Annotated in this window: 25 protein-coding genes and 2 pseudogenes; 13 read left to right on the forward strand and 14 right to left on the reverse strand. The window is 63.1% G+C overall.

Features of this window, described 5'->3' with window-relative positions:
• Positions 1 to 22: 22 nt before the first annotated feature.
• Together Q8T13_17025 and Q8T13_17030 are read right to left on the reverse strand one after the other, a co-directional pair.
• Entirely contained in the window at positions 23 to 364 is a 342-nt protein-coding gene (locus Q8T13_17025) for a transcriptional regulator (protein MDP3719468.1), read from the reverse strand.
• A 154-nt stretch (positions 365 to 518) separates the two neighbouring features.
• Positions 519 to 851 carry a hypothetical protein gene (locus Q8T13_17030; GenBank protein ID MDP3719469.1) on the reverse strand — a complete coding sequence of 111 codons (333 nt, stop codon included), beginning with the start codon at positions 849 to 851 and terminating at the stop codon, positions 519 to 521.
• A gap of 192 nt (positions 852 to 1,043) precedes the next feature.
• Between Q8T13_17030 and Q8T13_17035 the strand changes: the two genes are divergently transcribed.
• The 3 genes from Q8T13_17035 (at position 1,044) to Q8T13_17045 (ending at position 2,222) form a co-directional block, all read left to right on the forward strand.
• Positions 1,044 to 1,346 carry a hypothetical protein gene (locus Q8T13_17035; protein MDP3719470.1) on the forward strand — a complete coding sequence of 101 codons (303 nt, stop codon included), beginning with the start codon at positions 1,044 to 1,046 and terminating at the stop codon, positions 1,344 to 1,346.
• A gap of 41 nt (positions 1,347 to 1,387) precedes the next feature.
• On the forward strand, positions 1,388 to 1,600 hold the full coding sequence (locus tag Q8T13_17040) for a hypothetical protein (protein ID MDP3719471.1): 213 nt from the start codon (positions 1,388 to 1,390) through the stop codon (positions 1,598 to 1,600).
• A 181-nt stretch (positions 1,601 to 1,781) separates the two neighbouring features.
• Positions 1,782 to 2,222 (forward strand): hypothetical protein, encoded by a 441-nt coding sequence (locus Q8T13_17045; protein ID MDP3719472.1) that lies wholly within the window; start codon positions 1,782 to 1,784, stop codon positions 2,220 to 2,222.
• Positions 2,223 to 2,295: 73 nt separating this feature from the next.
• On the opposite strand, the gene Q8T13_17050 is transcribed toward Q8T13_17045, so the two are convergent.
• Both Q8T13_17050 and Q8T13_17055 read right to left on the reverse strand, forming a co-directional pair.
• Positions 2,296 to 2,604, reverse strand: coding sequence for an RCC1 domain-containing protein (locus Q8T13_17050; protein ID MDP3719473.1), 309 nt, complete (start codon positions 2,602 to 2,604; stop codon positions 2,296 to 2,298).
• Positions 2,584 to 2,898 (reverse strand): annotated as a pseudogene (locus Q8T13_17055) (transcriptional regulator). The gene Q8T13_17050 and the pseudogene Q8T13_17055 overlap by 21 nt, the downstream one beginning before the upstream one ends.
• Before the next feature lie 176 nt (positions 2,899 to 3,074).
• On the opposite strand from Q8T13_17055, the gene Q8T13_17060 reads away from it, so the two are divergent.
• Positions 3,075 to 3,353, forward strand: a complete 279-nt coding sequence (locus tag Q8T13_17060; protein ID MDP3719474.1) for a type II toxin-antitoxin system VapB family antitoxin — start codon at positions 3,075 to 3,077, stop codon at positions 3,351 to 3,353.
• The gene (locus tag Q8T13_17065) at positions 3,350 to 3,697 is read left to right on the forward strand and encodes a type II toxin-antitoxin system VapC family toxin (GenBank protein MDP3719475.1); all 348 of its coding nucleotides are present in this window, start codon (positions 3,350 to 3,352) and stop codon (positions 3,695 to 3,697) included. The genes Q8T13_17060 and Q8T13_17065 overlap by 4 nt, the downstream gene beginning before the upstream one ends.
• Positions 3,698 to 3,739: 42 nt before the next feature.
• On the opposite strand, the gene Q8T13_17070 is transcribed toward Q8T13_17065, so the two are convergent.
• Together Q8T13_17070 and Q8T13_17075 are read right to left on the reverse strand one after the other, a co-directional pair.
• Entirely contained in the window at positions 3,740 to 3,943 is a 204-nt protein-coding gene (locus Q8T13_17070) for a DUF433 domain-containing protein (protein ID MDP3719476.1), read from the reverse strand.
• A 19-nt stretch (positions 3,944 to 3,962) separates the two neighbouring features.
• Positions 3,963 to 4,247: a DUF2442 domain-containing protein gene (locus Q8T13_17075; protein MDP3719477.1), complete on the reverse strand. Its 285-nt coding sequence runs from the start codon at positions 4,245 to 4,247 to the stop codon at positions 3,963 to 3,965.
• Between the two features lie 394 nt (positions 4,248 to 4,641).
• Here Q8T13_17075 and Q8T13_17080 point away from each other — a divergent pair, with 394 nt between their 5' ends.
• From Q8T13_17080 to Q8T13_17115, 8 genes are all read left to right on the forward strand, one after another.
• Positions 4,642 to 6,072, forward strand: coding sequence for a MoxR family ATPase (locus Q8T13_17080; protein MDP3719478.1), 1,431 nt, complete (start codon positions 4,642 to 4,644; stop codon positions 6,070 to 6,072).
• Positions 6,069 to 6,521, forward strand: coding sequence for a hypothetical protein (locus Q8T13_17085; protein MDP3719479.1), 453 nt, complete (start codon positions 6,069 to 6,071; stop codon positions 6,519 to 6,521). Before Q8T13_17080 ends, Q8T13_17085 begins: the two co-directional genes overlap by 4 nt.
• Positions 6,518 to 7,891: a VWA domain-containing protein gene (locus tag Q8T13_17090; protein ID MDP3719480.1), complete on the forward strand. Its 1,374-nt coding sequence runs from the start codon at positions 6,518 to 6,520 to the stop codon at positions 7,889 to 7,891. The genes Q8T13_17085 and Q8T13_17090 overlap by 4 nt, the downstream gene beginning before the upstream one ends.
• Before the next feature lie 5 nt (positions 7,892 to 7,896).
• Positions 7,897 to 8,985 (forward strand): methionine adenosyltransferase domain-containing protein, encoded by a 1,089-nt coding sequence (locus tag Q8T13_17095; GenBank protein MDP3719481.1) that lies wholly within the window; start codon positions 7,897 to 7,899, stop codon positions 8,983 to 8,985.
• Between the two features lie 195 nt (positions 8,986 to 9,180).
• Positions 9,181 to 9,603, forward strand: a complete 423-nt coding sequence (locus Q8T13_17100; protein ID MDP3719482.1) for a hypothetical protein — start codon at positions 9,181 to 9,183, stop codon at positions 9,601 to 9,603.
• A 365-nt stretch (positions 9,604 to 9,968) separates the two neighbouring features.
• The gene (locus tag Q8T13_17105) at positions 9,969 to 10,181 is read left to right on the forward strand and encodes a DUF2283 domain-containing protein (GenBank protein MDP3719483.1); all 213 of its coding nucleotides are present in this window, start codon (positions 9,969 to 9,971) and stop codon (positions 10,179 to 10,181) included.
• 58 nt (positions 10,182 to 10,239) lie between these two features.
• Positions 10,240 to 10,941: a DUF433 domain-containing protein gene (locus Q8T13_17110; GenBank protein ID MDP3719484.1), complete on the forward strand. Its 702-nt coding sequence runs from the start codon at positions 10,240 to 10,242 to the stop codon at positions 10,939 to 10,941.
• A complete protein-coding gene (locus tag Q8T13_17115; GenBank protein MDP3719485.1) occupies positions 10,938 to 11,357 on the forward strand; it encodes a hypothetical protein in 420 nt (139 codons plus the stop codon). The genes Q8T13_17110 and Q8T13_17115 overlap by 4 nt, the downstream gene beginning before the upstream one ends.
• Before the next feature lie 438 nt (positions 11,358 to 11,795).
• Here the strand turns inward: Q8T13_17115 and Q8T13_17120 are convergent, their stop codons facing one another.
• From Q8T13_17120 to Q8T13_17155, 8 genes and pseudogenes are all read right to left on the reverse strand, one after another.
• Positions 11,796 to 11,999, reverse strand: a complete 204-nt coding sequence (locus Q8T13_17120) for a hypothetical protein (protein ID MDP3719486.1) — start codon at positions 11,997 to 11,999, stop codon at positions 11,796 to 11,798.
• 416 nt (positions 12,000 to 12,415) lie between these two features.
• Positions 12,416 to 12,811 (reverse strand): DUF5615 family PIN-like protein, encoded by a 396-nt coding sequence (locus Q8T13_17125; protein ID MDP3719487.1) that lies wholly within the window; start codon positions 12,809 to 12,811, stop codon positions 12,416 to 12,418.
• A complete protein-coding gene (locus Q8T13_17130; GenBank protein MDP3719488.1) occupies positions 12,808 to 13,041 on the reverse strand; it encodes a DUF433 domain-containing protein in 234 nt (77 codons plus the stop codon). Before Q8T13_17130 ends, Q8T13_17125 begins: the two co-directional genes overlap by 4 nt.
• 120 nt (positions 13,042 to 13,161) lie before the next feature.
• Positions 13,162 to 13,365 (reverse strand): annotated as a pseudogene (locus tag Q8T13_17135) (ATP-binding protein).
• 260 nt (positions 13,366 to 13,625) lie between these two features.
• A complete protein-coding gene (locus tag Q8T13_17140) occupies positions 13,626 to 15,800 on the reverse strand; it encodes a phospholipase D-like domain-containing protein (GenBank protein ID MDP3719489.1) in 2,175 nt (724 codons plus the stop codon).
• Positions 15,800 to 17,350 carry a hypothetical protein gene (locus Q8T13_17145; GenBank protein MDP3719490.1) on the reverse strand — a complete coding sequence of 517 codons (1,551 nt, stop codon included), beginning with the start codon at positions 17,348 to 17,350 and terminating at the stop codon, positions 15,800 to 15,802. The genes Q8T13_17140 and Q8T13_17145 overlap by 1 nt, the downstream gene beginning before the upstream one ends.
• A gap of 137 nt (positions 17,351 to 17,487) precedes the next feature.
• On the reverse strand, positions 17,488 to 18,420 hold the full coding sequence (locus tag Q8T13_17150; GenBank protein MDP3719491.1) for a DUF5655 domain-containing protein: 933 nt from the start codon (positions 18,418 to 18,420) through the stop codon (positions 17,488 to 17,490).
• A gap of 406 nt (positions 18,421 to 18,826) precedes the next feature.
• Complete coding sequence (locus tag Q8T13_17155) at positions 18,827 to 20,119, reverse strand: hypothetical protein (protein ID MDP3719492.1); 1,293 nt, start codon at positions 20,117 to 20,119, stop codon at positions 18,827 to 18,829.
• Between the last annotated feature and the right edge of the window lie 24 nt (positions 20,120 to 20,143).

The following is a 20,143-nucleotide window of genomic DNA, read 5'->3' on the forward strand; positions in this document are numbered from 1 at the left end:
CTTGCGCAGAACAGCGCCAGGCTCAGATGGTCGCCAGTCTCTCGACCGTGTCTGGAAAGCGCTTCACCAAGTGGATAAGCAGTGCGGCTTGGGCGTTGGGTTTCGCCCGGCCCTGCTCCCAATTTTCCAGAGTCCTCACATTCGTCCGCAGGAAGGCAGCAAAGAGCGCCCTCGACATCTTCAGTCGCCCTCGTATCACGCCAAGCTCCCTTGGCGTTAGGTTTGGCACCGGCCGATACTCCACAGCATGCGTGCGCAGCGTCCGCTTGCCCTGACGGGCAGTGGCCAATGCCGTGAGTCCCTCGCTGAGCTCAGCAAAGAGATCCCGCCGGTCGTGAACGCCTTTGTGTTCCTTCTTTGCCATTCACTCGCCTCGTCTCGCCGCCAACTCGGCCTTTACGGCGTTCTTCAGTACCGACCATCGCTAAAAAGCGGGCAGCTCCACGAATGTCGCCTTCATGAATATACGCAGATAACGTATAGATGTAAACGGTTCTATTCCACCCTGGCGTAGCCGGCTACCGCCGGGCCATGCAAACTGGCCACTCCGGCTCCGGCGGTGGCGGCAGCATCTCCGCAAACTGCAGGTCGGACTTGTCGAGCAGATACGTCTCCGCAGAAACCACGTGGTCGCGGATCAAGGTCAGCGCCGCAATCCGATCCAGGCGCTCGTCGATCATGCTCTCCAGGATGTGGTCCGGCAGCCACGGATGCTCATCGGTCTGATCTTTCGGATCCATCTTCAAGTCCGCTCGGTAGCGCTCCAGTGCGCTTTCGTGCAACCGGATCCGGCCCGCCACTCTCGCCTTCAGCACATCACCCGGCATCGTCAGCTTCAATCCATCGATCATCACTCACCACCCTCTCCACGCGACGACGATGCCATCGTCTGAAAGCGTGCGGCAAGACGAAAGATTTGCGATGCAGTTGCGGCGGCACGTACGCAGGAACTGCAATGTCGATCGACCTATCTTTCATCCTCGCGATCTTCGGTCGAACGCCGTCGCCCACGACGATGCTACCGTCGTCTGAACGGGTGCACGATGATCAATCCCATAGACCCGATCACTTGTAAGGCGTGCGCGCTCAATCGCGCGTTGATCGCGAAGCTTGACGAGCGACTCACGGCGCTCGAGATTGAGGTCCGCGGCGCCCCGGTGGATGTGCTGCTGGAAGAGTTCGCGGCCGACAAGGCCAAACGGGATGCCAGGCAGACAGCCATCGACGATTACCACCGCCTCCAGGAAGAGGAGTTCTACCGGAAGCTGCCCGAGCTGAAGGCGGTCGCCGCGCAGCAGCGGGCGAAGTATGAAGCGTTTATGCGGGAACGGGGATTTGAGCCCTGACCTGCAACTCTCCCAGGCGGACTGCTAGAATTCAGACAGCTATGGCGCCCCTAACGGCCCTCGCCGATGCGCTCTATCGCGAAGAAGTCATTCGCGCCAGGGCGATGCGGCCCGAAGACAAGCTGTTAGAGGGCCCACGGCTGTTCGAACGCGCGTGCCGGCTGATGGCTGATGGCGTCCGCCATCGCCATCCGGAGCTCGATGAACAGGCTGTACTGGCGAAGGTCAAGGAACAGTTGGACCGGCTGGATTAGGGCTTCACTGCCGAGTGGCTGATCGACCCTAGCCAGTACGCTATTTCTTCCACATTCCGACGTCCACCCGAGCGAAGAAACTGAGACCGCTCGAGCCACACGTCTCGAAATCATTCGGGATCACGCCCTATTTCGATTGGCCCGTCGTTAGCAGGTTATCGCTGCGGAGGACGATGCTACGATGGCCAACGATCACGTTATGACACTGGATAAGCAGCTTGCGAACCTTGAGGTCACGGTTGCGAAGGGGTTTCAAGAGCAACGGTTGCGCCTCGACAAGATCGACGGGCGCCTTGGCAAGATCGACGGGCGTCTGGACGGGATCGATGGAAGCCTGGGTAAGATCGACGGGCGTCTGGACGAACACACCGGTCGCTTTGACCGCCTCGAAGGTCGCATCTCCGCTCTCGACTCGAAACTCGACGTCGTGGCGGAATCGATTCGCGGGGACGTGACGACGATCCGCGAGCTGGTGACCGGCTTCATGGGCGAGATGCGGCGCACCACGGATTTAATCCGCAAGGAACACGCGGTGGACCGCCGTCTGACGCGACTGGCCCTGGCCGATCAGGTCGTGCGCATTCGCAAGGTCGAAGGCGGCGCGTCAACCTCGGACAACTAGGCGCTGCCACCTGTTTGCGTCTCGTAGGGCGCCCCTTTATGGGGCGCCACTGCGAAGTGGCGACATCACCGGCTTATGGTAGTACCCGCCCGTCGTGCCCATGCGCATCTGTCCGTGGCCATCGTGGCCCCATGGCAACCTGCAGCACCTTGCCGGGCAGGTCGATGGGGATGGGAGTGGTCACCAGGCGGTTCGCGGACACCGGCCGCGCGGCCTGCCCATCCGGATCGCGTCCCCAGCCGACGACGGTGCCGTCGGCTTTGACGATAAGTGTGAAGTTGGCGCTGGATGCGATGTCGCGGATCAGTGGCGCGGTTTGCGCCGCGGCCCCCGCCGGCGACAGCAGCGCGATGGCCAGGCAGATGGCCGCCAATCGCTCCACCGTATCGGGAAACCGCTTCACCAGCTTGATCAGCAACGCGGCCTGGGCGTTTGGTTTGGCCCGGCCTTGTTCCCAGTTCTCGAGGGTGCGGACATTGGTCCGGAGGTAGCCCGCAAAGACGGCCCTGGATAGGTTGAGGGTTTCTCGCAAACGCAACAGCTCGCGCGGTGTCACGGCGGGTGCCGGCTTGAACTCAACCGCGTGAGTCCGCAGCGTCCGTTTGCCGCCCCGGGCCTCGGCCAGCGCAGTCATGCCTTCGGTGAGTTCTGCAAAGAGATTTCGCTTCTTGCTCATGCTATTTGGTTCTAACTCCGAACGCGCATTATACGTTGCTTGCGTATGAAGAAACCGGACCAGCGGGATGAACCAGCGGCGTTCCCGCTAGTCAGAATAACCATCGTCTGACCTATTTCGCCCGACCCGATCTTCGGTCGAACGCAGTCGCCGGCGACGATGGTAGCGTCGTCGTCATGAAACGCGAACGCGGAGACTACGGTGCGGATGTTGAGAAGCAGATGCTCATTCGAGACTTGATTCAAGTCACGGGCGAATCGGAGGACGAGGTGGTGATCGTCTCCCTGCAAGAGCGCCTGGCGCGCCTGACGAAGCCGGTGTCGAAGGCGGAGCGGATGCAGCAGGTGTTGAATGTGCTGGAGACCTCCTGCCGGCCCGCGCGCAAGGTACCGAGTCAGCCCCTTACGCGCAAGGAAGAGGACGCCATCCTCGGCTACGGACCGGAGGGCGTATGACGGTCGATGCGCGAACCCTCGTCGCGATCGCGCGCAAGGAACCGGGCTTCGAGGGCCTGGTCGCTCAGTTGGTTGACGACGAGAACCCTCGGGTATGCGCCACCGCCGTGGCCGAAGCGGCGATCATCTTGTCGACAAGGGGCGACTGGATGTCGGAGCTGACGCTGGACGTCATGATTGGCCAGTTGGGTATCACTGTGGTGCCTTTTACCAAGGACCACTGGCGAGGGGCGGTCGCGGCGTACGAGAAGGGAATTAAGGCCGGCCAATCGCCCCCGCCGGCCTTCGGCAGGTGCCTCAGCGCCGCGGTCGCGGCAAAGCTTGGCGCGCCGCTGATCGAATAGGCTGAGGCCCCGTTAGTTTAGGAACCCATGCCAACGGCATTGCTATTTTAGGTTTGGCGCCGAACCTAAACTAAGGGCGGCAGCCAGAGCTTCAGCGCTCAGTTGCGGGTAACTGGCCAGGATTTCAGCCTGACTGGCGCCGCCGGCTGAGAACTCGAGCAGGAACTCCACACTCAACCGCGTGCCACGAACGCAGGGTTTTCCGCCGAGAATGTCAGGGTCTGTGACGATCCATCCTGAGGTCATGTGGGTTCCCGGACAGATCTCAGGCATCGGCGTGGGCAGACCTGAGGACCGGAAACAGTTCCTCCGGCGACCGTCCAGTCAGCCGGATGTACAGGGCGTCTGGGCACAGGTCAAGGCCGGAACCCCACTCGACGGCACCGTGCGACCCCACCCGAACCGCGGTGAAGAACGCCGGGTCGTCCCACGCTTGGAAAACGCCGCGACCGGCCAGGTCGCCAAGATCGACTTCCCCCTGTATGCCGTCGTCGTAACGCAGCCAGATTCGGTAGTTGGCGAGTGCCCTGACTTCTACAGGTTTTGGCATGGTCAGCACCTCAAGAGCAGCCGGGATCAGAATACTCCCACGGCGGCCAGCCACGCCAAAGGATCGAGAGTGCGCCATGCCGACGACGATGTCATCGTCCTGAGGACTCCGCAAGAGGCAGAATTTGCGATCTGCCTACACCCCTGACGTCACGCGCGCAACCAGCTCGTCAACCGTCCCAAGCCACCCCAGCAACTCCATCGAGGTCCGCCTTCGCGCAGCGCCACGGTCTCGCGGACCAACACCTTGACATCAATCACCATATCCCCATACATTGATTCCGCTGTCGTCATTCGACGCAGCTAGTCATCAAGACGATCCGAGGGACGTGGCCCTATGACGATCACCAACCGGCTTCGAGTCGGTGGTAATGCCGCGATCGATGAGGTGCTGCATGTCCGATACGACTCCTCCGTCCCGGGGCCGCCTGGCCGGCCTTGGCGCCTACGGCTTCCTCGCGCACGAGCCCGTCATCCTCGCCGCGCTCACGAGCGGCGACCCGATCCTGCTCATCGGCCCGAGCGGCACGGGCAAGACGTTCCTGCTCAACTCGATCAGCGAAGCGCTCGGCCTCGAGCACCGGCACTACAACGCGAGCCTGATCTCGTTTGACGATCTCGTCGGCTTCCCCTATCCGGACGAAGAGAAGGCCTCGGTCCGGTTCCTGGCCACGCCGGCCACGGTGTGGGGCGCCGAGTCGGTGCTGATCGACGAGATCAGCCGCTGCAAGCCCGAGCACCAGAATCGTCTGTTCTCGCTGGTGCATGAACGCAAGATCCAGGGCCTCGCGCTGACGAAGCTGCGCTACCGCTGGGCCGCGATGAACCCCTGCTCGACCGACCAGTCGGGAGGCGAAGACTATCTCGGCGCCGAGCCGCTCGATCCCGCGCTCGCCGACCGCTTCGCGGTGATTCTGCAGGTCGGCGACTGGGACGCGTTGAGCGACGCCGACCGCCGGCTCGTGGCCAACCCCGCCGGCGAAGGCGTGTCGGCCGACGACGGTGGGGAGCTGAAGACGGCGCTGGCCGCCTGGCAGACAGCCTTTGCCGCACTGCAGGACCACTGCCCCGACGCCCTGGTCAACTACGTGTGCGCCGTGACGACCGCGCTCGGCGACGCCGGCATTCGCCTGTCGCCGCGCCGCGCGCGCCTCATCACGCGCACGCTGCTGGCCGCGACGCTCGTCGAAGGCCTCACCACCGAGACGCTCGGCAGCCGCGCCGGCGAGACGCTGTTCCGCACGGTGCTCGACGCCAGCCTGCCGCAGCGCGCGTGGGGCGAGACGCCCGATGCCGACAAGGTGGCCGCCGCCCATCGCCTGGCCTGGGATACGACGATGCTCCACGGCCGCGATCGGTGGCTGCACCACTTCCACCTGCAGCGGCCGCTCGACCGCAAGGCGCAGTTGCTGCTCGACGAGTGCCCGGACCCCGACGCGGGCACCCTCGCCATCGAGCAACTGCTGGCGAACGAGCCCAAGGCGCGCGCGGCCGCGTTTGCGTTTGCCGCCTATCCGGCTGCGGTGGCCGGACGCCTGCCGATTGGCGCCGAGGCCGTGAACGACCTCGGCCGCCTCGCACAACCCATCCTCACGGTGGACGGCGAGATCACCTGGCAGGAGCGGCTCTCCCAGCAGAACAGCACGCATCCCGAGCTGGCCGCCTACGCCCCCGTGCTGCAACGGCTCGGCGCCGCGCGCCGTGAGCGCGCCCAGCAGCTCCTCTACTTCTGCCTCGTCCACAACCTCGTCGTGGCCAAGCCCCGCGAGTTCGAGCAGGAGTTCCACCGGACCGTGCAGGTGTTCGGCGAAGGGAGGACCGCGTGAACGCCGCCTGGAACGAAGACGTCTACGAGCGATTCGCCAACACCGGCGGGCCCATGAGCCGTGGCCGGTCCGAGCGGATCCGGTCCACCCTGCTGGGGCAAGACGAGGGCGCGGTGCGCTGCCCGCGCGTGCTCCGCGTGGGCCTCGACTTCGGGCGCCGCAGCCCGTTGACCTGCGTGCGCGATCTGCTGAAAGACTGCGGGTTCGCCGACGAACGGGAGGCGCGCGAAGCGCTCGCCCTGCCGGACGAGCCGCGCATTTGCCGGCCCGACCCGGCCCCAAGGCCGGCGCCGGTGGCCTCGCTCCTGGCCAGCGACGCGCTCTACCAGGCGCTCGTGCTCGGGCTCTGCACGGCGTGGTGCTACGACCCGCGGCGGCCCGTGCTCTGGACCTGCGCCAGCCTCACGCGCCAACTCGAGCTGTTCGACGGACGGGGGTTCTACGCATGAACGCCCAGGTCTTTCGCAACATCTACCGGGAACTGATCGACGAGAACCCGCTGGCCGTCCGCGCCGTGCTGAAGGTGCTGGCGGTCGAGTTCACCGACAGCGTGCCGACGCTCGCGGTCACCTGCGAGGCGCGGCCGCGCCTGCTCGTGAACCTGGCCTTCCTCCGCGAGCACTGCCACACCGAGGCGCAGGTGAAGGCCGTCGTCTGCCACGAGTTTCTGCACGTGCTGCTGCGGCACACCGAGCGGTTCACGGCGCTCACGCCCCCAGAGCACCTCGCCGTTGATGCCGTAATCAACGCGATCATCCACCGGAGTCTCGGCCCCGACTACAGCAGCCTGATGAGCCAGTACTACGCCGATGAGCGCGGCGTCGCGCGGCTGCTCAGGCCGCCCACCGCGCCCGAGCAGAATCGCATACTGGATGTCGGCTACGGTCGCCGGCGCGTGCGCCCCGAGGAGAAAACCATGCTGGCTGCCTGGGCGGGGCTTTACGACGGGCGGCTCGTCGCCGACGACATCCGCGATCTCGCGCGCGACCTCACCAGCCGGCGCCGGCAACCGGCCGGGCTCTTATTGGGCAATCACGACTCGCTCGACGGCGGAACCCCGGCCGCCGGCGCAACGGTGTCTGAGGCCGCCCCGCTGACCGGTCCGCTGGCCGAGGCGCTCGAGACCGCGCTCAAGTCCATGAACGGGTCCGGAGTCTTCCGCAGCCCGAAAAGCCGGGGCGTTGGCGCTGACGCGTATCGCAGCGAGGTGCGCGCGGCCGACACGGCGGTGGACCGGTGGCGGCGCGAGACCTATGCCGTGCTGCGGCGGCACCTGCTGCCGGACCCGAAGTCGATCGCGCGCGAACCGTCGCCGCGCAGCTTCACGCTGCCCGTGCTGTCGCCGGGCGACCGGCGCGCCGCGCTGCGATCGCTCTGGAGCCCGTTTCTGCCCGACGCGCGGTGGGACACCGAACATCCGGCCCGCGCCGGTTCGGCGCACGTCTACCTGGATGTCAGCGGCTCCATGAACGCCGAAATGCCGGTGATCGTCTCGCTGCTCGGGCGGCTGGCCGCCTACATTCGCCGCCCCTTCTTTGCCTTCAGCAACATCGTCGCGCCCGCGCGCATCGAGCAGGGCCGGCTCGTTGCCGACACGACCGGCGGCACCAGCATGGGCTGCGTGCTCGCGCACGTCGCGCGCACGCGGCCGCGCGCCGCCATTGTCGTCACCGATGGCTACATCGAGCCCCTCACTCGCGCGCAGGTGGCCGCTGCCGCCGGCACGCGCCTGCACATCATCGTCACGCGCGACGGCAGCCCCGCCCTCCTGGCGAATGCCGGCCTGCCTTACACACAGCTCTCGAGGTGCCCGTCATGATCCGCATGAGTGAAGTCGTTCTCCCGGGACATCCCGACAAGTTCTGCGACCAGGTGGCCGACGCCATCGTGGCCGCGTGCTACCAGGCCGACGCCCGCGCCTATTGCCAGGTGGAGATGAGCACGTGGTCGGACCAGGTGTTCCTGACCGGCGGCATCGTGACGCGGAAGCCGCTGAAGCACTCGCTGGCCGACATCGTGCGCGCCACCGGCCGGCGCATCGGCTACGTCGCGCCCAACGCCATCGACGCCGATCGCTACCAGGTGCACGACACCGTGTGCCAGCGCCGGGAGGATCCGCGGACGTGGACCGATCACGTCAACGACCAGTGCATTGCCGTCGGGTGGGCTGGATACGACGCCAGGGTCGGGTGGCTACCGCCCGAGCATTACCTGGCGCACCACCTCGGCGCCGCGCTGGCGCAGAGCTGCCGGAACGGGCGTTTGCAGGGCCAGGGACCGGACGGCAAGCTGCTGGTCCGCCTGCGCGAGAGCACGGACTGGTGGCAGCTCGAGCAGATTCTCGTCACCCTGCAGCAACTGCCCGACATCGCGCTGCTCGAGCTCACCGCCCGCATCGTGGACGATCTGCGCGACGCCTACGCGCGGCTCCGCTCGAAGGATCGCCGGTGGGCGGCACCGTTCGACGACATCGAGCTGCTGATCAATCCCAACGGCGTGCTGCTGAATGGCGGCAGCGACGGCGACAACGGTCAGACCGGGCGCAAGCTCGTGGTGGACTACTACGGCCCGCGCGTGGCCATTGGCGGCGGGGCGCTGTCGGGGAAAGACCTGAGCCACATCGATCGCGCCGGCGCCTATGCGGCCAGGCATGCGGCGCTCCATGCCGTGCAGACCGGGGCCGGCACGTGCCGGATCGCGGTCGCGTATGCGCCCAACCGTGACGTGCCGCTCGACGTGGTGTACGAGATGGACCAGCGCGGCGAGCAAGCGCCGCCCGCGTGGTTTGCCCACTCGGCGGTGCGAGAGCGGTATTGCGGCGGCGCGTTCGTGGCCGGCCTCGGGACAGGTGGGCACTTCGTGGATCCCGCGCTGGCGTGGAACTCAAGAATGACAGTCGGGGCGCTTTCTTGAAGACTCCGGTTCCCGCTGGTGTCGTTTATTGCCGCATTTCTCGATCCGATGGTACGCAACATCTGCGACGAGTGAGACCGCGGACCACGAGATCATTCGGGATCTAACCCAATTTCGATTGGCCCGTCGTTAGCAGGATCCACCTTCGCCAAGGGCTACGGTGGACAAGTCCCGTGGCGGAAGGACGATGCTACTATGACGACGGACGACGATATGCGCGAAGAGATCCAAGGTCTGGGAACAAGGTTCGATGGACTCGAGCAGAAGTTCGGCGGACTGGAGCAGAAGTTCGGCGGACTGGAGCAGAGGTTCGGCGGGCTGGAGCAAAAGTTCGATGGACTCGAGAAGAAGGTCGATGGACTGCCGACCAGAGCCGACCTGGCTGGATTCAGGGACGAGATCATCAACAACTTCCGGATCCTGGCCGAGGAAGCCAAAGCGGGTGCACGGCTTGCTGCGGAGGGTTTTGACGGGACGCTCAAGAGAATCGAGCGCGACCTCGGCGACCTGAAACAGGAGATGGTCACCAAATTCTCGGACCATGGCCAAGCGTTGGCAAATCACCACCAGCGGCTGCTCACGTTAGAGCGCCGGCGACGCCGAACCAAGCGTGACTAGTTCTGGGCTGGTTTCACTCGAGAAACCAGCTCCTCCACCGTCCCCAGCCACCCCAATAGTTCCGCCGACGTTGGCGGCAACTCATACGGATGCTGATGGCATGCCCGGCTGAGTCCCGCGCACGCGTAGGACGCGCGTTCAGCCAGCTCCTCGTCGCGGAGGTAGTGCGGAAGGCATAGCAGCTGCGCCTTCATCGAGCACTGCTCCATCCCGGGCGCGGCCCCCTTCGCCAAGGCTGCGGCGGCCACGACGGCGGCATCTCGCCCGGCTGCATGTGGGCGTAGAATGCCGGTGTGGAGCCGGATCCTGAACTGTTTTTCGAGGTCCTGCCGGCTCTGGGATTCCGGGGTCGCGGGGACGCAGATATGGCCGAAGTGAAGATGTTCTACGACCGGGAGGGCCAGACCCTGACCGTTTGGTTTAGTGAAGCAACTCCGGAGTACATCTGTGAAGAGACTGGCGAGGAGGTTGTCCTGATGAAAGACGTGGCAGGGCGCGTGATTGGGTTCGAGAAGCTGAACTTCTCGATTCCTCAGTCCGATTCGCTTCACGTGGCCCTCGAAACAGTGCCGGCCTGACGGGTTGCCTGAGGGCGTCAGGCTTCTCCGTTCGCCGAGCAAGGGGTAGAATGCAGGAATGTTGGCAAGGAGGCCCGCCGCCAATAAGGATCATCGCAACCAACCCGCGTATCCCCTGAGTGAAGCTGCCAGGTATCTGAAGCTCCCGGCCGCGACGCTGCGTGCGTGGACGGTTGGGCGGCCGTACCCGACTGCTCATGGCCAGAGCCACTTCCCGCCGCTGATCAGGCCGGCATCTAAAGAGCCGCCCGTTCTGTCGTTCTGGAATCTCATCGAGGCGCATGTGCTTCGGGCGCTGCGAACCGAACACGGGGTTCCCATCAAGGCGCTGCGCCAGGCCGTGGACTACGCCGAGAAGAAACTGAGCATTGAGCGCCTGCTCCTGAGCCCCGAGCTCAGGTCCGAGGCCGGCCGATTGTTCTTGGACCGCTACGGCGACCTGATTGACCTGCAGGCCTCCGGACAACTCGCCATGAGGCAGGTGTTCGAGGCGCACCTCAAACGCGTCGAGTGGGATGAATCGCGGTTCCCGGTTCGGCTGCGTCCGTTCGTGATGGCCGAGTCGTCGCTTGATGGGATGCCCATCGCGATTGACGCCAATATTTCATTCGGTCGCCCAGTGGTACTTCGCGCCGGCATCTCGACGGCCGCTATCGCTTCGCGCATCGACGCGGGCGAGACAACGGACGACCTCGCAGCCGATTACGGGCTTACCGTGGAGGAGATTGAGCACGCCGTTCTCTACGAGCGGGCGGCTTGAGCGTTGTCTTCTTCACCGATCGAGATCTTGGCCTGCAGTTTCCAGCAATCCTGACTGCCGGAGGATTGACCGTCGAGCGGCACGGGGATCACTTCGCTCCCGATTGTCCGGACAGCGATTGGCTGGCCGCGGTTTCCGCCAAGGGCTGGGTAGCCCTGACCCACGACAAGCGAATCCGCTATAAGCCGAACGAACTGGCTGCGGTCGTCGACCACAAGGTGGCCTTGCTAGTCGTGGTTGGTGACGCGCCCTACTCGGAACTGGCGAAGGCCTTCGTCGCGACAGCGCCAGCTGTCTTGAAGTTCATCGCCGAACACGAGCCGCCCTACATTGCCAAGGTGTATCGGCCGTCGCCCACGGCGGTCAAGGCCGACCCGTCAGCCACCGGCCGCGTCGAGCTGTGGTACCCCAAGTAGGTGTGTTGCTTGCGACCGAGGCAGAATTTGCGCTCTCGCCCTATGCCCCTGACGTCACGCTGGTAACCAGCTCCTCAACCGTCCCCAGCCACCCCAGCAACTCTGCCGACGTGGGCGGCAGCTCATACGGATGCTGATGGCATGCCCGGCTGAGCCCCGCCCACGCGTAGGACACACGCCCCGCCAAGTGCCCATCGCCGAGGTCTTGGGGTCCTAGCGTCTTAGGGTTCTGAAGATAGTACGGAAGGCATAGCAGCTGCGCCTTCATCGAGCACTGCTCGATCCCGGGAGCGCGGACCTTCCAGAAATCATCCAGGGCACCTTCGAGGGCCTGCCTTGCCAGCAGGGCCGTGGCCCGCGGCCACAAGCCCGCCGTGGATGGGTCAATCCGCTCCATCAAGTTGCGCGCGGCGGTCACGACTTCGGCGTGCGCCAGCATCACAGCCCCTGGACCTTCTCGGCCAGCTTCTCGGTATCGCGGATCAGCAGTTGGATGTCGCCGGCGAACTCCTGGTGCGCGCCCTCCTTGCAGCCCTTGAACGCATCGCCCGCCCAGCTGCCCATCTTGTTCAGGCGCGCCATCACGTCGCCGCCGCGGTCGCGATCGTCGAAGAGGGCCAGTGCGGCCAGGGTGGTCCGCATCTCCGATACCAAGTGGGTTCCAGCGCGGCCCCCTTCGCCAAGGCTTCGGCGGGCCAAGCGGGCCAGGCCGTCCACGCGCGAGGGGTCCATGGATTGCACCGGGTCGTCGATCACCACGAAGCGGAACGGGCTTTCGGGCAGGGTGGCGCGTGGCAGGAACAGGCTGAGGCCGTGGTCTGAATTCGGACTCGCTCGGCATTCGGCTGGCGCTGCATCCCGACTGGCTGCGTTGCTCCTCCCTTACATATGTGCAATATGCTCGGTCGTCGCGCCTTGCCATTCGGGCGCATCGCCACCCTCGGTGCTCGAGCGAATCCGAATCCTGACCACCCGGGAGTGCAGTTCGCCGCGGCTCTTCACGCGCAAGGCAGTGCGGCCGAGTCCAAACCTGTGGCTTGGCTTCGGCACGCGATGACCTAGCCGCCAATCGGAAGTTGGCGGACTCTAATTCGGAGACCGGACTGCGATTTCTGCTCCACTGTGAGGAGGAAGGGCGTGGACAGATCTCCCGCAGCCGTGTTGGCAGCTTCGAGGGTAGCCAGCACGACGCCGCTTGAAATGTGCCCGGGGCGCAAGAACACGACGCCTGTCGAAATCGCCGAGCCTTGCAGAGCCAGCCGGCCAAAGTCTGGGTCGTGAGTGAGGACGACTCGGCCATCGGCGTCCGCCCGCTCGAGGATCAGGCTATCGGCGGCTCCTGCCAGACCCAACTCCGAAACGGTTACGATCTGGCAGCCGAGGGCTCTCAGCCCAGAGACGACTTCGGGGTTGATGTTCTCGTCCGCTAGCAACGCGAACGCGAACAGGTTCATGCCGGTTGCGGCAGGTCGATTGTGCGGTCGTGCTTGAGTACCTGGGCCGCGTAGGAGAACGCTGCTGCCAAAGCCTCCGAGGTGAGTTGGGGGTAGCTGGTCAGAATCTCGTTCTGGCTGGCGCCGCTTCCCGCGAGCTCAAGCAGGAACTCCACGCTCAGCCGCGTGCCACGGACGCAGGGTTTTCCGCCAAGAATGTCAGGGTCGGTGACGATCCATCCTGCGGTCATGTGGGTTTCCCAGCCTTTGACTCGATGCTAGCGACCATCGGGGGAGGTGTCAACACGGGTAACCATCGCGGACCTTTGAGGGACCCTCGTCCAGCATGGAGCCCAGCTCGTTGTCCCCTACCCTTCCTTCCAGATCTTCGAGCGATCCGACCAGCGCTTGCTGTCGCCGGTGAGCAGCACTTCCAGCGCCTCGGCGAAGCTGGACTTCCCGGAGCCGTTTCGCCCGACGATGATGGTCAGGCCGGGGCCGGCGGTCAGCGTGAGGGTTTGCCTGGGGCCGATGCCGCGGAAGCCTTCGACGGCGAGGGAGGTGAGGTATGCGCCCGTGCCTTTGGTTGCCGACGGCTTCTCGTCGGCCTTCGCCGTCGTCTTGGCGTTCTGGAGGACGCTGTCGAGGGCGTCGCGGCCGTCGCAGGCGGCGAGGACGAGGGCGCTCCAGTTCTTGGTGAGCAGTTCTTCTATCTCCAGGCGGGTCCGAACCAGATCCCGAAGGTCGCTATTCATCTGATGTCCGATCTAGAACGCGCTTGGTCTCGCAATCGCGTATCGCCAACGCTGTGACGCTCGCCGGGCGCAGTCGTCTACTACGCTGTTTCCTTCATCCACGCCTGGCTTCGCTGGACGGATGCGCGAACCGCAACGCACCAGTCAGTCCAACGAGCCTCCGCGAAAATGTCGTGATGAAAGAACTTCGGAGTTATAACGTCGCCCATCGGAGTGCGGACACGTATCCGACTCACTCTGCAGGCTTCGAGTCGACGCCCCAGCCCCATAAAGAGTGTGCACAACCTGACAAACGCCTCAAGATCGGGCTTGATTGCCTCCTGGATAGCCAAGGCACGAAACCGCTGCTCAAGTGCGGGCACATACTCTCCGTAGAGTATTTCTGAGAGCTCATGGAAGATGCTCGCGTACTGTCCAAGTCGCTGCCGGTGTTCGTACCAGTCCTCAGCACTGAGAGGACGATCTGCAGATTCCAGTCCCACCAGCGCTCGTTGCGATTGCGACCATAAGACGTTGCCAATCGCCAGGGCAATGTGCATGAAGTTTGGCACACCTGCAACGGACGGTGTCGAGCAATGGCGTCGCATCCTTCGGGTGTGACGCTCGCAGAATCCGATTGCTGCCTCGTGTAGGGACGCATACGCGCGAAGGTTGCCTTGACCGAGGCCGTTAATCGCGGCGTCCCCGTCGTGCTGGGGTCTGGCTCTTCGATAGTCAAACGGCCGCTCGGCGTTGATTACCGGGATGTCGCAGTGCGTGAGAAAGTTCTGCAGCGTGTCGGTTTCATTCAATTGAAGGAGCTCGTCGAGCATTGCCGCGAACAGGGTAGCGCTACGCTGGGCCTCTCGAACTCGTCGCTCACGGCCTTTGCTTCGCCCGGTCTCGACATCCTGCAGGTTGAGGAGGAATAGACGGTTGCTGGCGAGCACGGTTGAGCGACCGGCTGCCGCTTCGAGGTGAACAACCGTGGCACCGGCGGCACACCTCTCCGCGGTAGGGCTATCAACCGTTGCGACCAACAGTGCTGGAGTCGACAAGGATAGGGGGACGCGGAGCTGGCCTCCATCCCCGGTAGACAGGATAACGAACCACTCGCTCAGGCCGCTGGGCGGTTCTCCGACCCGGCATGCAAGAACTTGATCGGTGAGGGTTGCTTCCAATAACTCGATTGGGGGCGATGGCACACGCGGATGACGTTCTTTCGGCGCTGTTCGCACCTTCAGTGGATCAGTTAGGACCGCCGCGGAGCCGCAAGGGTCGAACAGACGTTCAGGCTTGCAGACCTTGGTCGACAAACCGTCAATGACAATCATCAACTCGCAATTGCCGGTCTGGCTCGTCGAGAAGAGGCCCGAGTGCGTAAAGTTGGCGCTACCGAATGCGAGTCGAACCTCATCTCCAGCGATCACCGCTAAGGCCTTAGCATGGAGGGGTTGAGGGTGACTGTCATCGTCGACCGCAATGTCTTTCACGGTCGCTGCGCCATTTCGAACGGCAGGATGTCGCACCCAATCAGGTGTTAGCGTGGTCAACCCGTTCTGGGTCCAAAGCGTGTACTTTTCGGCATTGAGGTCCCGGATCACGCGCGTGAGCGCTGCCGGGGTAGCATCGAAATATCGCGACACCGCGTGGAACGCAGTTGGACGCTTCTGGACGCCGTCGCACACTTGCTCCCAGATCGAGCGGTCTAGATTGTGAATCAAGCGCGCTGACGGACCAGGCGTAGCAGGAACCGAAGGTCTGCTCAGCCAAGGTGCGCCAACCAGGAGTTCCCGTAGATTGCCTTGTAGGTCGTCGCCCGGCGAGCTGTCGGCCAATCTCAGCAGGAACTGCACAGCCTGCTGGAACAATGCGAGGTGTTGTTCATCCTTCGCCGATTCGTAGCGATACACCCCGACAAGTTCGGCGTTTGTAGTTAGTCCCGCCTTACTAAAATTCGCGCTCCCAACGATCAGAAGCCCTTTCTCCTTGCTTGCGAACAGGAATAGCTTGGGGTGGAAAATGCCGGGCACCGAGATGGGGTGCAATAGATAACGGAGATTCGCAAGACGAGGCCATTCCGACGGCGGCGCGGCGAGAATCTCGTCGTAGATTCGACGGTCGAGAATGACCGACACGTTTCCGTTCTCCGATAGGGACTTCAGCCGGTCCAGGCAATAGTTCTCGAAGAAGTTCGGGTCGAACGTGAAGGTGCAGATTACAGCGTGATCGAATGTGTTCCGACCTAACGCCTCGTGAATGTCTGACCTCACCATCACACGCCTTCCGAGAGGGACCGCCTGAGGACGTCTCTTCCTTCTGCAGATACAACGAGGCTGGGCTTGCCCTTGGTGCCGACCCAACGGAGCAGCCCAAGGTCGGCGAGAATGCTGACGGCCTGTTTGTGCCTAGACTCGCGAAAGTAAGGTGTGCAGTCCTGCTCTCGGTAGTACCGGCCCTCCTCGTGACGCAGCCAACAACTTTCGAGTCGGCCCTTGCCGTACATGACTTGGTCGTGCTGCTTAATGACCAACACACAAGCGATTCTCAGGGCCGTGCGCCAGTCCATCGCTCCATCGAACCAACTATCCAACAGTGGTAACACGTTAGGACTCGACAGCTCGTTGCCTGATTCCTGGGCAACCGCCAAGTAGCTGACGTCAGTCTGAATGCCTCGCCATTTGCCATACAGAATGGCGAGAACGACGCAAGAACGGGCCACTAGTTCCGGTGGTGACCCTGCATCTTCGTGGCAGAACCATTCGCTGAGTACGTTGTTGTAGGGGTAAGCAGAGCGAAGTTTGACGCACGCGGCTTCGTCCGGTTGGCGGCCGATCTGAAGGGCAGCCATGAGAGCCTTGGGAGTGGCACACCGGCGTCCAACGGCGCTATGCAAGTATTGGGCAAATCTCGAATCGGTCAGTTCGTCTAACACCTCGTCCAGGGTTGCTCCGCCAGGATGGCCAGCAATAGCATCGATCACTGCCTGAAGCACCCCTTCAAGTGCCTGCGTCAGGAACTGCTGCAGGCAGAACTGCCGCCAGAAATGCGTTGGCCTCTGCAATTTAGCTTGGCTCACGAAATTCTTGGGACGATCTCTTGAATCGACAAGCACCCCAAAATAGGACGGGCCGAAGAGAAGCTGATCGGAGAGAGTGGCCTCCAACACCGGAATGTCTGCCTGCATGTAATCGGAAACAGTCTGGAGCACTCTCGCCAGGGAACCGCGCCGTCGGATAGTCGATTCGCTTGGGGTGGGGACGTTCAAACCGAAGAAGAGGTTGATCAGGAGCCGACGTTCCTGTGAGGCAAAGGGTCGACTGAGGCCATCCAGACCCAATCGCTCACTGGAGCGCTTTAGCATGTTCAAGGGAACCGTCGCTTCTTCGAATCCCTTTTGGCGCAAGTACGGGGCCTCAGAGACGGCGTCCTGGAATACCCGAGCCAGGTCCTCGGCCATGCCGGGTGTAAGTCTGTCAAGCCCATCTTCGAGTCGCTGCGTCAGCCCAAGTTCGTACAGGCAACCAGAGTAGTACTGACCAAAAGCACCCAGCCGATTCGAAGGCAGGACCGCGAAGTCGGTTGAGATCTGACCGCTTGCCTTCGCTCGCGCGACCCGCACTTCGACAGCTCGAACGCCGACAGGATGGGTGCCATCGGCTCCAAGTAGTGTTGCGATTGCCACGGCTGCGTCACGGCGCTGAAAAGCCTTCACAAACGCGTCACCGCTACGTGGCTGATCCTGTTCGTGGATATGGCGAAGGATCCAACAATAGAGAGAGTAGTAGCGCGCGCGGTCTGTCTGGGTGGTAATTGCCGGCAGCATGCGGCCAGACAGCATGTGGGCAACACGCGATAGGCCGAGAGGGTCTCGACCGCCTGCATCCGTGACCACACGTTTGGTCCACTGAGGAAGGAGGGCGGTTGCACCTGCGGAACCAGGTCGAATCTTCGTCTGGGTACTCAGCCGCCCACCTCTTCGTAGGCCTTCCTGATCAACGGCTTTGCCAACTCGACTTCAGCCGAATCGGATACGGTGATCTCCAAGTCGCCGGTTCCAAAGTGCCCGATCGATGAGACGTCTCGACTGATTCCCTTTGGGCCTGGGAACTTCTTCGGGTCGAGCTTCAGATACAAGAGGAGTTTCTTGTGCTTCACTTCCATACACAGGATGTTCTGTGATGTCTTGTAGCTGACGTAGAGCTTCTTCGGAGCGACGTCGATCGACGAGTCGAGGCCGGTCGTGAACTCGTTGACGGCGAGCGCCAGTTCGCGAATTGCCTCGGGCTTACCTTCAAGGTGTTCGTCAAACGTGTAGACACCAATCGCACGGGCTGCAGCCGACTTCCTGCCCGCCTCCACCATAACTGGGTTCTTCCCGGCCAATGGCGCACCGATTCCGGCGTCTGACTTGCGGAAGACTTCTTCCAGATAGACAACATCGTTAGCGAAGGCGCGGTAGGTCCACAGTTCGAGGCCCGCGCCCATCATCCGAACCGCGTGCAGGTCGTACTTCCGGAAGTTCGGCGCTATACAAATGACTCTAACTGTTGACCAATCGACCTTGATCTTGTCGCCCAATGCCTTTTGGGCGGCAACCTGGAAGTCGCCTCTGTGATCGTGAATCCAGGCGAGATAGAAGAGGCTTTGGTTGACCAGGTCAGAAGCCTCCGTGACCTTGTATTCGATGATGACGGGGTTATCGTCCTCCGACAGGGCGAGGGTATCGATGCGACCCGCGTGCTGTGAGCCAGTCGAAAACTCGGTCGCGACTAGCCGACACTTGAATACGGCGTCTAAGTTCGATTCAATCAGCCGCTGCAGCACCTTCTCGGACGTAAAGGGACGCTGCGGAACCGCCTGGAGAGTCGTCTTCGCAATCGAGAACAGTGGCATTCGCGCTAGGCTCCGTCCATGAGGCTGAGTCCAGGGCAGTTCGCTCTGGCATTCTCGGACAACAGCATTGTCGAAGAACACTTGAGTTACCAGTCCGAATTTGTCCAAGGCTGGGCGCGTCAGACCTCTCTGAAGGCCGGCCGTTGGGCGGCGTTGAACGCTCGGATCGCGATTGTGTGCGCCAAACCGTGGCGGCCTTCCGGCGTACCGGCGGTCGTTACCCCGGCAAGCCAACATGCGACGTCCACCAGGGCGTCGGTTGCTTCTGCCTGCGAGGCCCCCGATTCACGTAGGGCACCCGCCACCGCGTCAAACAACGCAACATGTACTGGAGTGAGTGGCGCGTTCATAAGGTAAAGACGCTCGTCAGGCAGTTTCCTGACACCAGTGCCAAGAGCGAACGGACCTAGGCTCGCAGCGCCGCCGCGAGTTTGGCGAGATACACGAGCGACCCTGATTCAAGCACGAGAGCACGAAGGGTCACAAAGGCGTCTGCCGGCATGGCCGCCACATGTGCGCCAAAATGGTTTCGGATCGCGCCCACTTGACGGGTTGTCGCCCTCAAGTCGGCGACCAGCTCAGGATCGAGGCCGGCCCCCAGGTCACAGTCGAGCCCCATTACGCGCAATAGGTGCTGTGACTGGCCAAGCGTGAGGAACTGGTGGGCCGCCATGGGGCTCCGGGAATCAAGCTCGTTGATATTGACGTGCTGTGGTTGTCCGAGTGCACGCGAGGTGTCCACCACGCCGCTGCCGGCCATCAGGTCTGGGTCGAACAGGCCGTACCTGGCGGGCAGCGGCACTCCGCGGTTCCGCCTGGCTACTTGCACCGGTGCCAGGTTCAGTTGCCGCTCAAAGAGTTTGCACAGCGGCAGACCGGCCGCTGCGTAGTCAACCTCGAGGTTCGCCGACGCGAGAGCGTCGGTGACGACGATGACGGTCGACAGGAAGGCGCGGCTCTCGTTGTCCAGTTCCGGCCAGATCGCTGTGACTGGCTCGGGTAGTTCGGGTGGATCGGCCAGCGCATGAACGGCGGCCCTTGCGCTTTGAAGCCGGCGCTCGTCCTGAATCTGCACCACGTCCAGTTTCGATGCGGCAAATGCACGACTCTCGAATTGGGTTTCCTCCCCATACGAAACCACTCCGAGGAGTGAGGCAAGTAACTCGTCAAGCACCTCAGGCGAGTTCTTTGACCTGACGGGCCGCGGCGTGAACCGTTGGTCCGGGGACACCTCTCTAAGTGCGAGACTGAACGGTCGAAGCCCCGCTCCCTCACCGAACTTCATCGCAACGTTAGCAGCGACCTCCAACTGGGCGACTACCGTCGTCGGAGATGTCGGCACGACCAAGCGAGGGCCGGTGAATGCCGAACGTCCCACGACCACCACCGGAAGCTCGTCCCATCGAGCGCCGCCAATCCCCACGAACTGCTCGAGCAAGGCCCACGAACCGACTGAAAGCGGTTCGTGCCTCTTCTGCTTCGTCCCCTGGGCGTCCGCCCATGCCGCAGCCATGTCCAGAGGCACAAACACCACCACGCTCTCGCTTGTGACGGCCTGGATTCGGTCGGCGTCGTTCCGAATGGCCGCCATCATCGACTCGTCGGTTGGAGAGAACAGAACAAGTGCCTGAAGGGGGATCTGATCGAGCCGGGACCGAAACGCTGCGAAATATTCCGGCCCGTAGAGTTGGGAGGACATTGTACGGCTCAGTCCAGTTCGCGC

The organism is Acidobacteriota bacterium (genome assembly GCA_030697165.1).
Classification (GTDB): Bacteria; Acidobacteriota; Vicinamibacteria; order Vicinamibacterales; family UBA2999; genus 12-FULL-67-14b.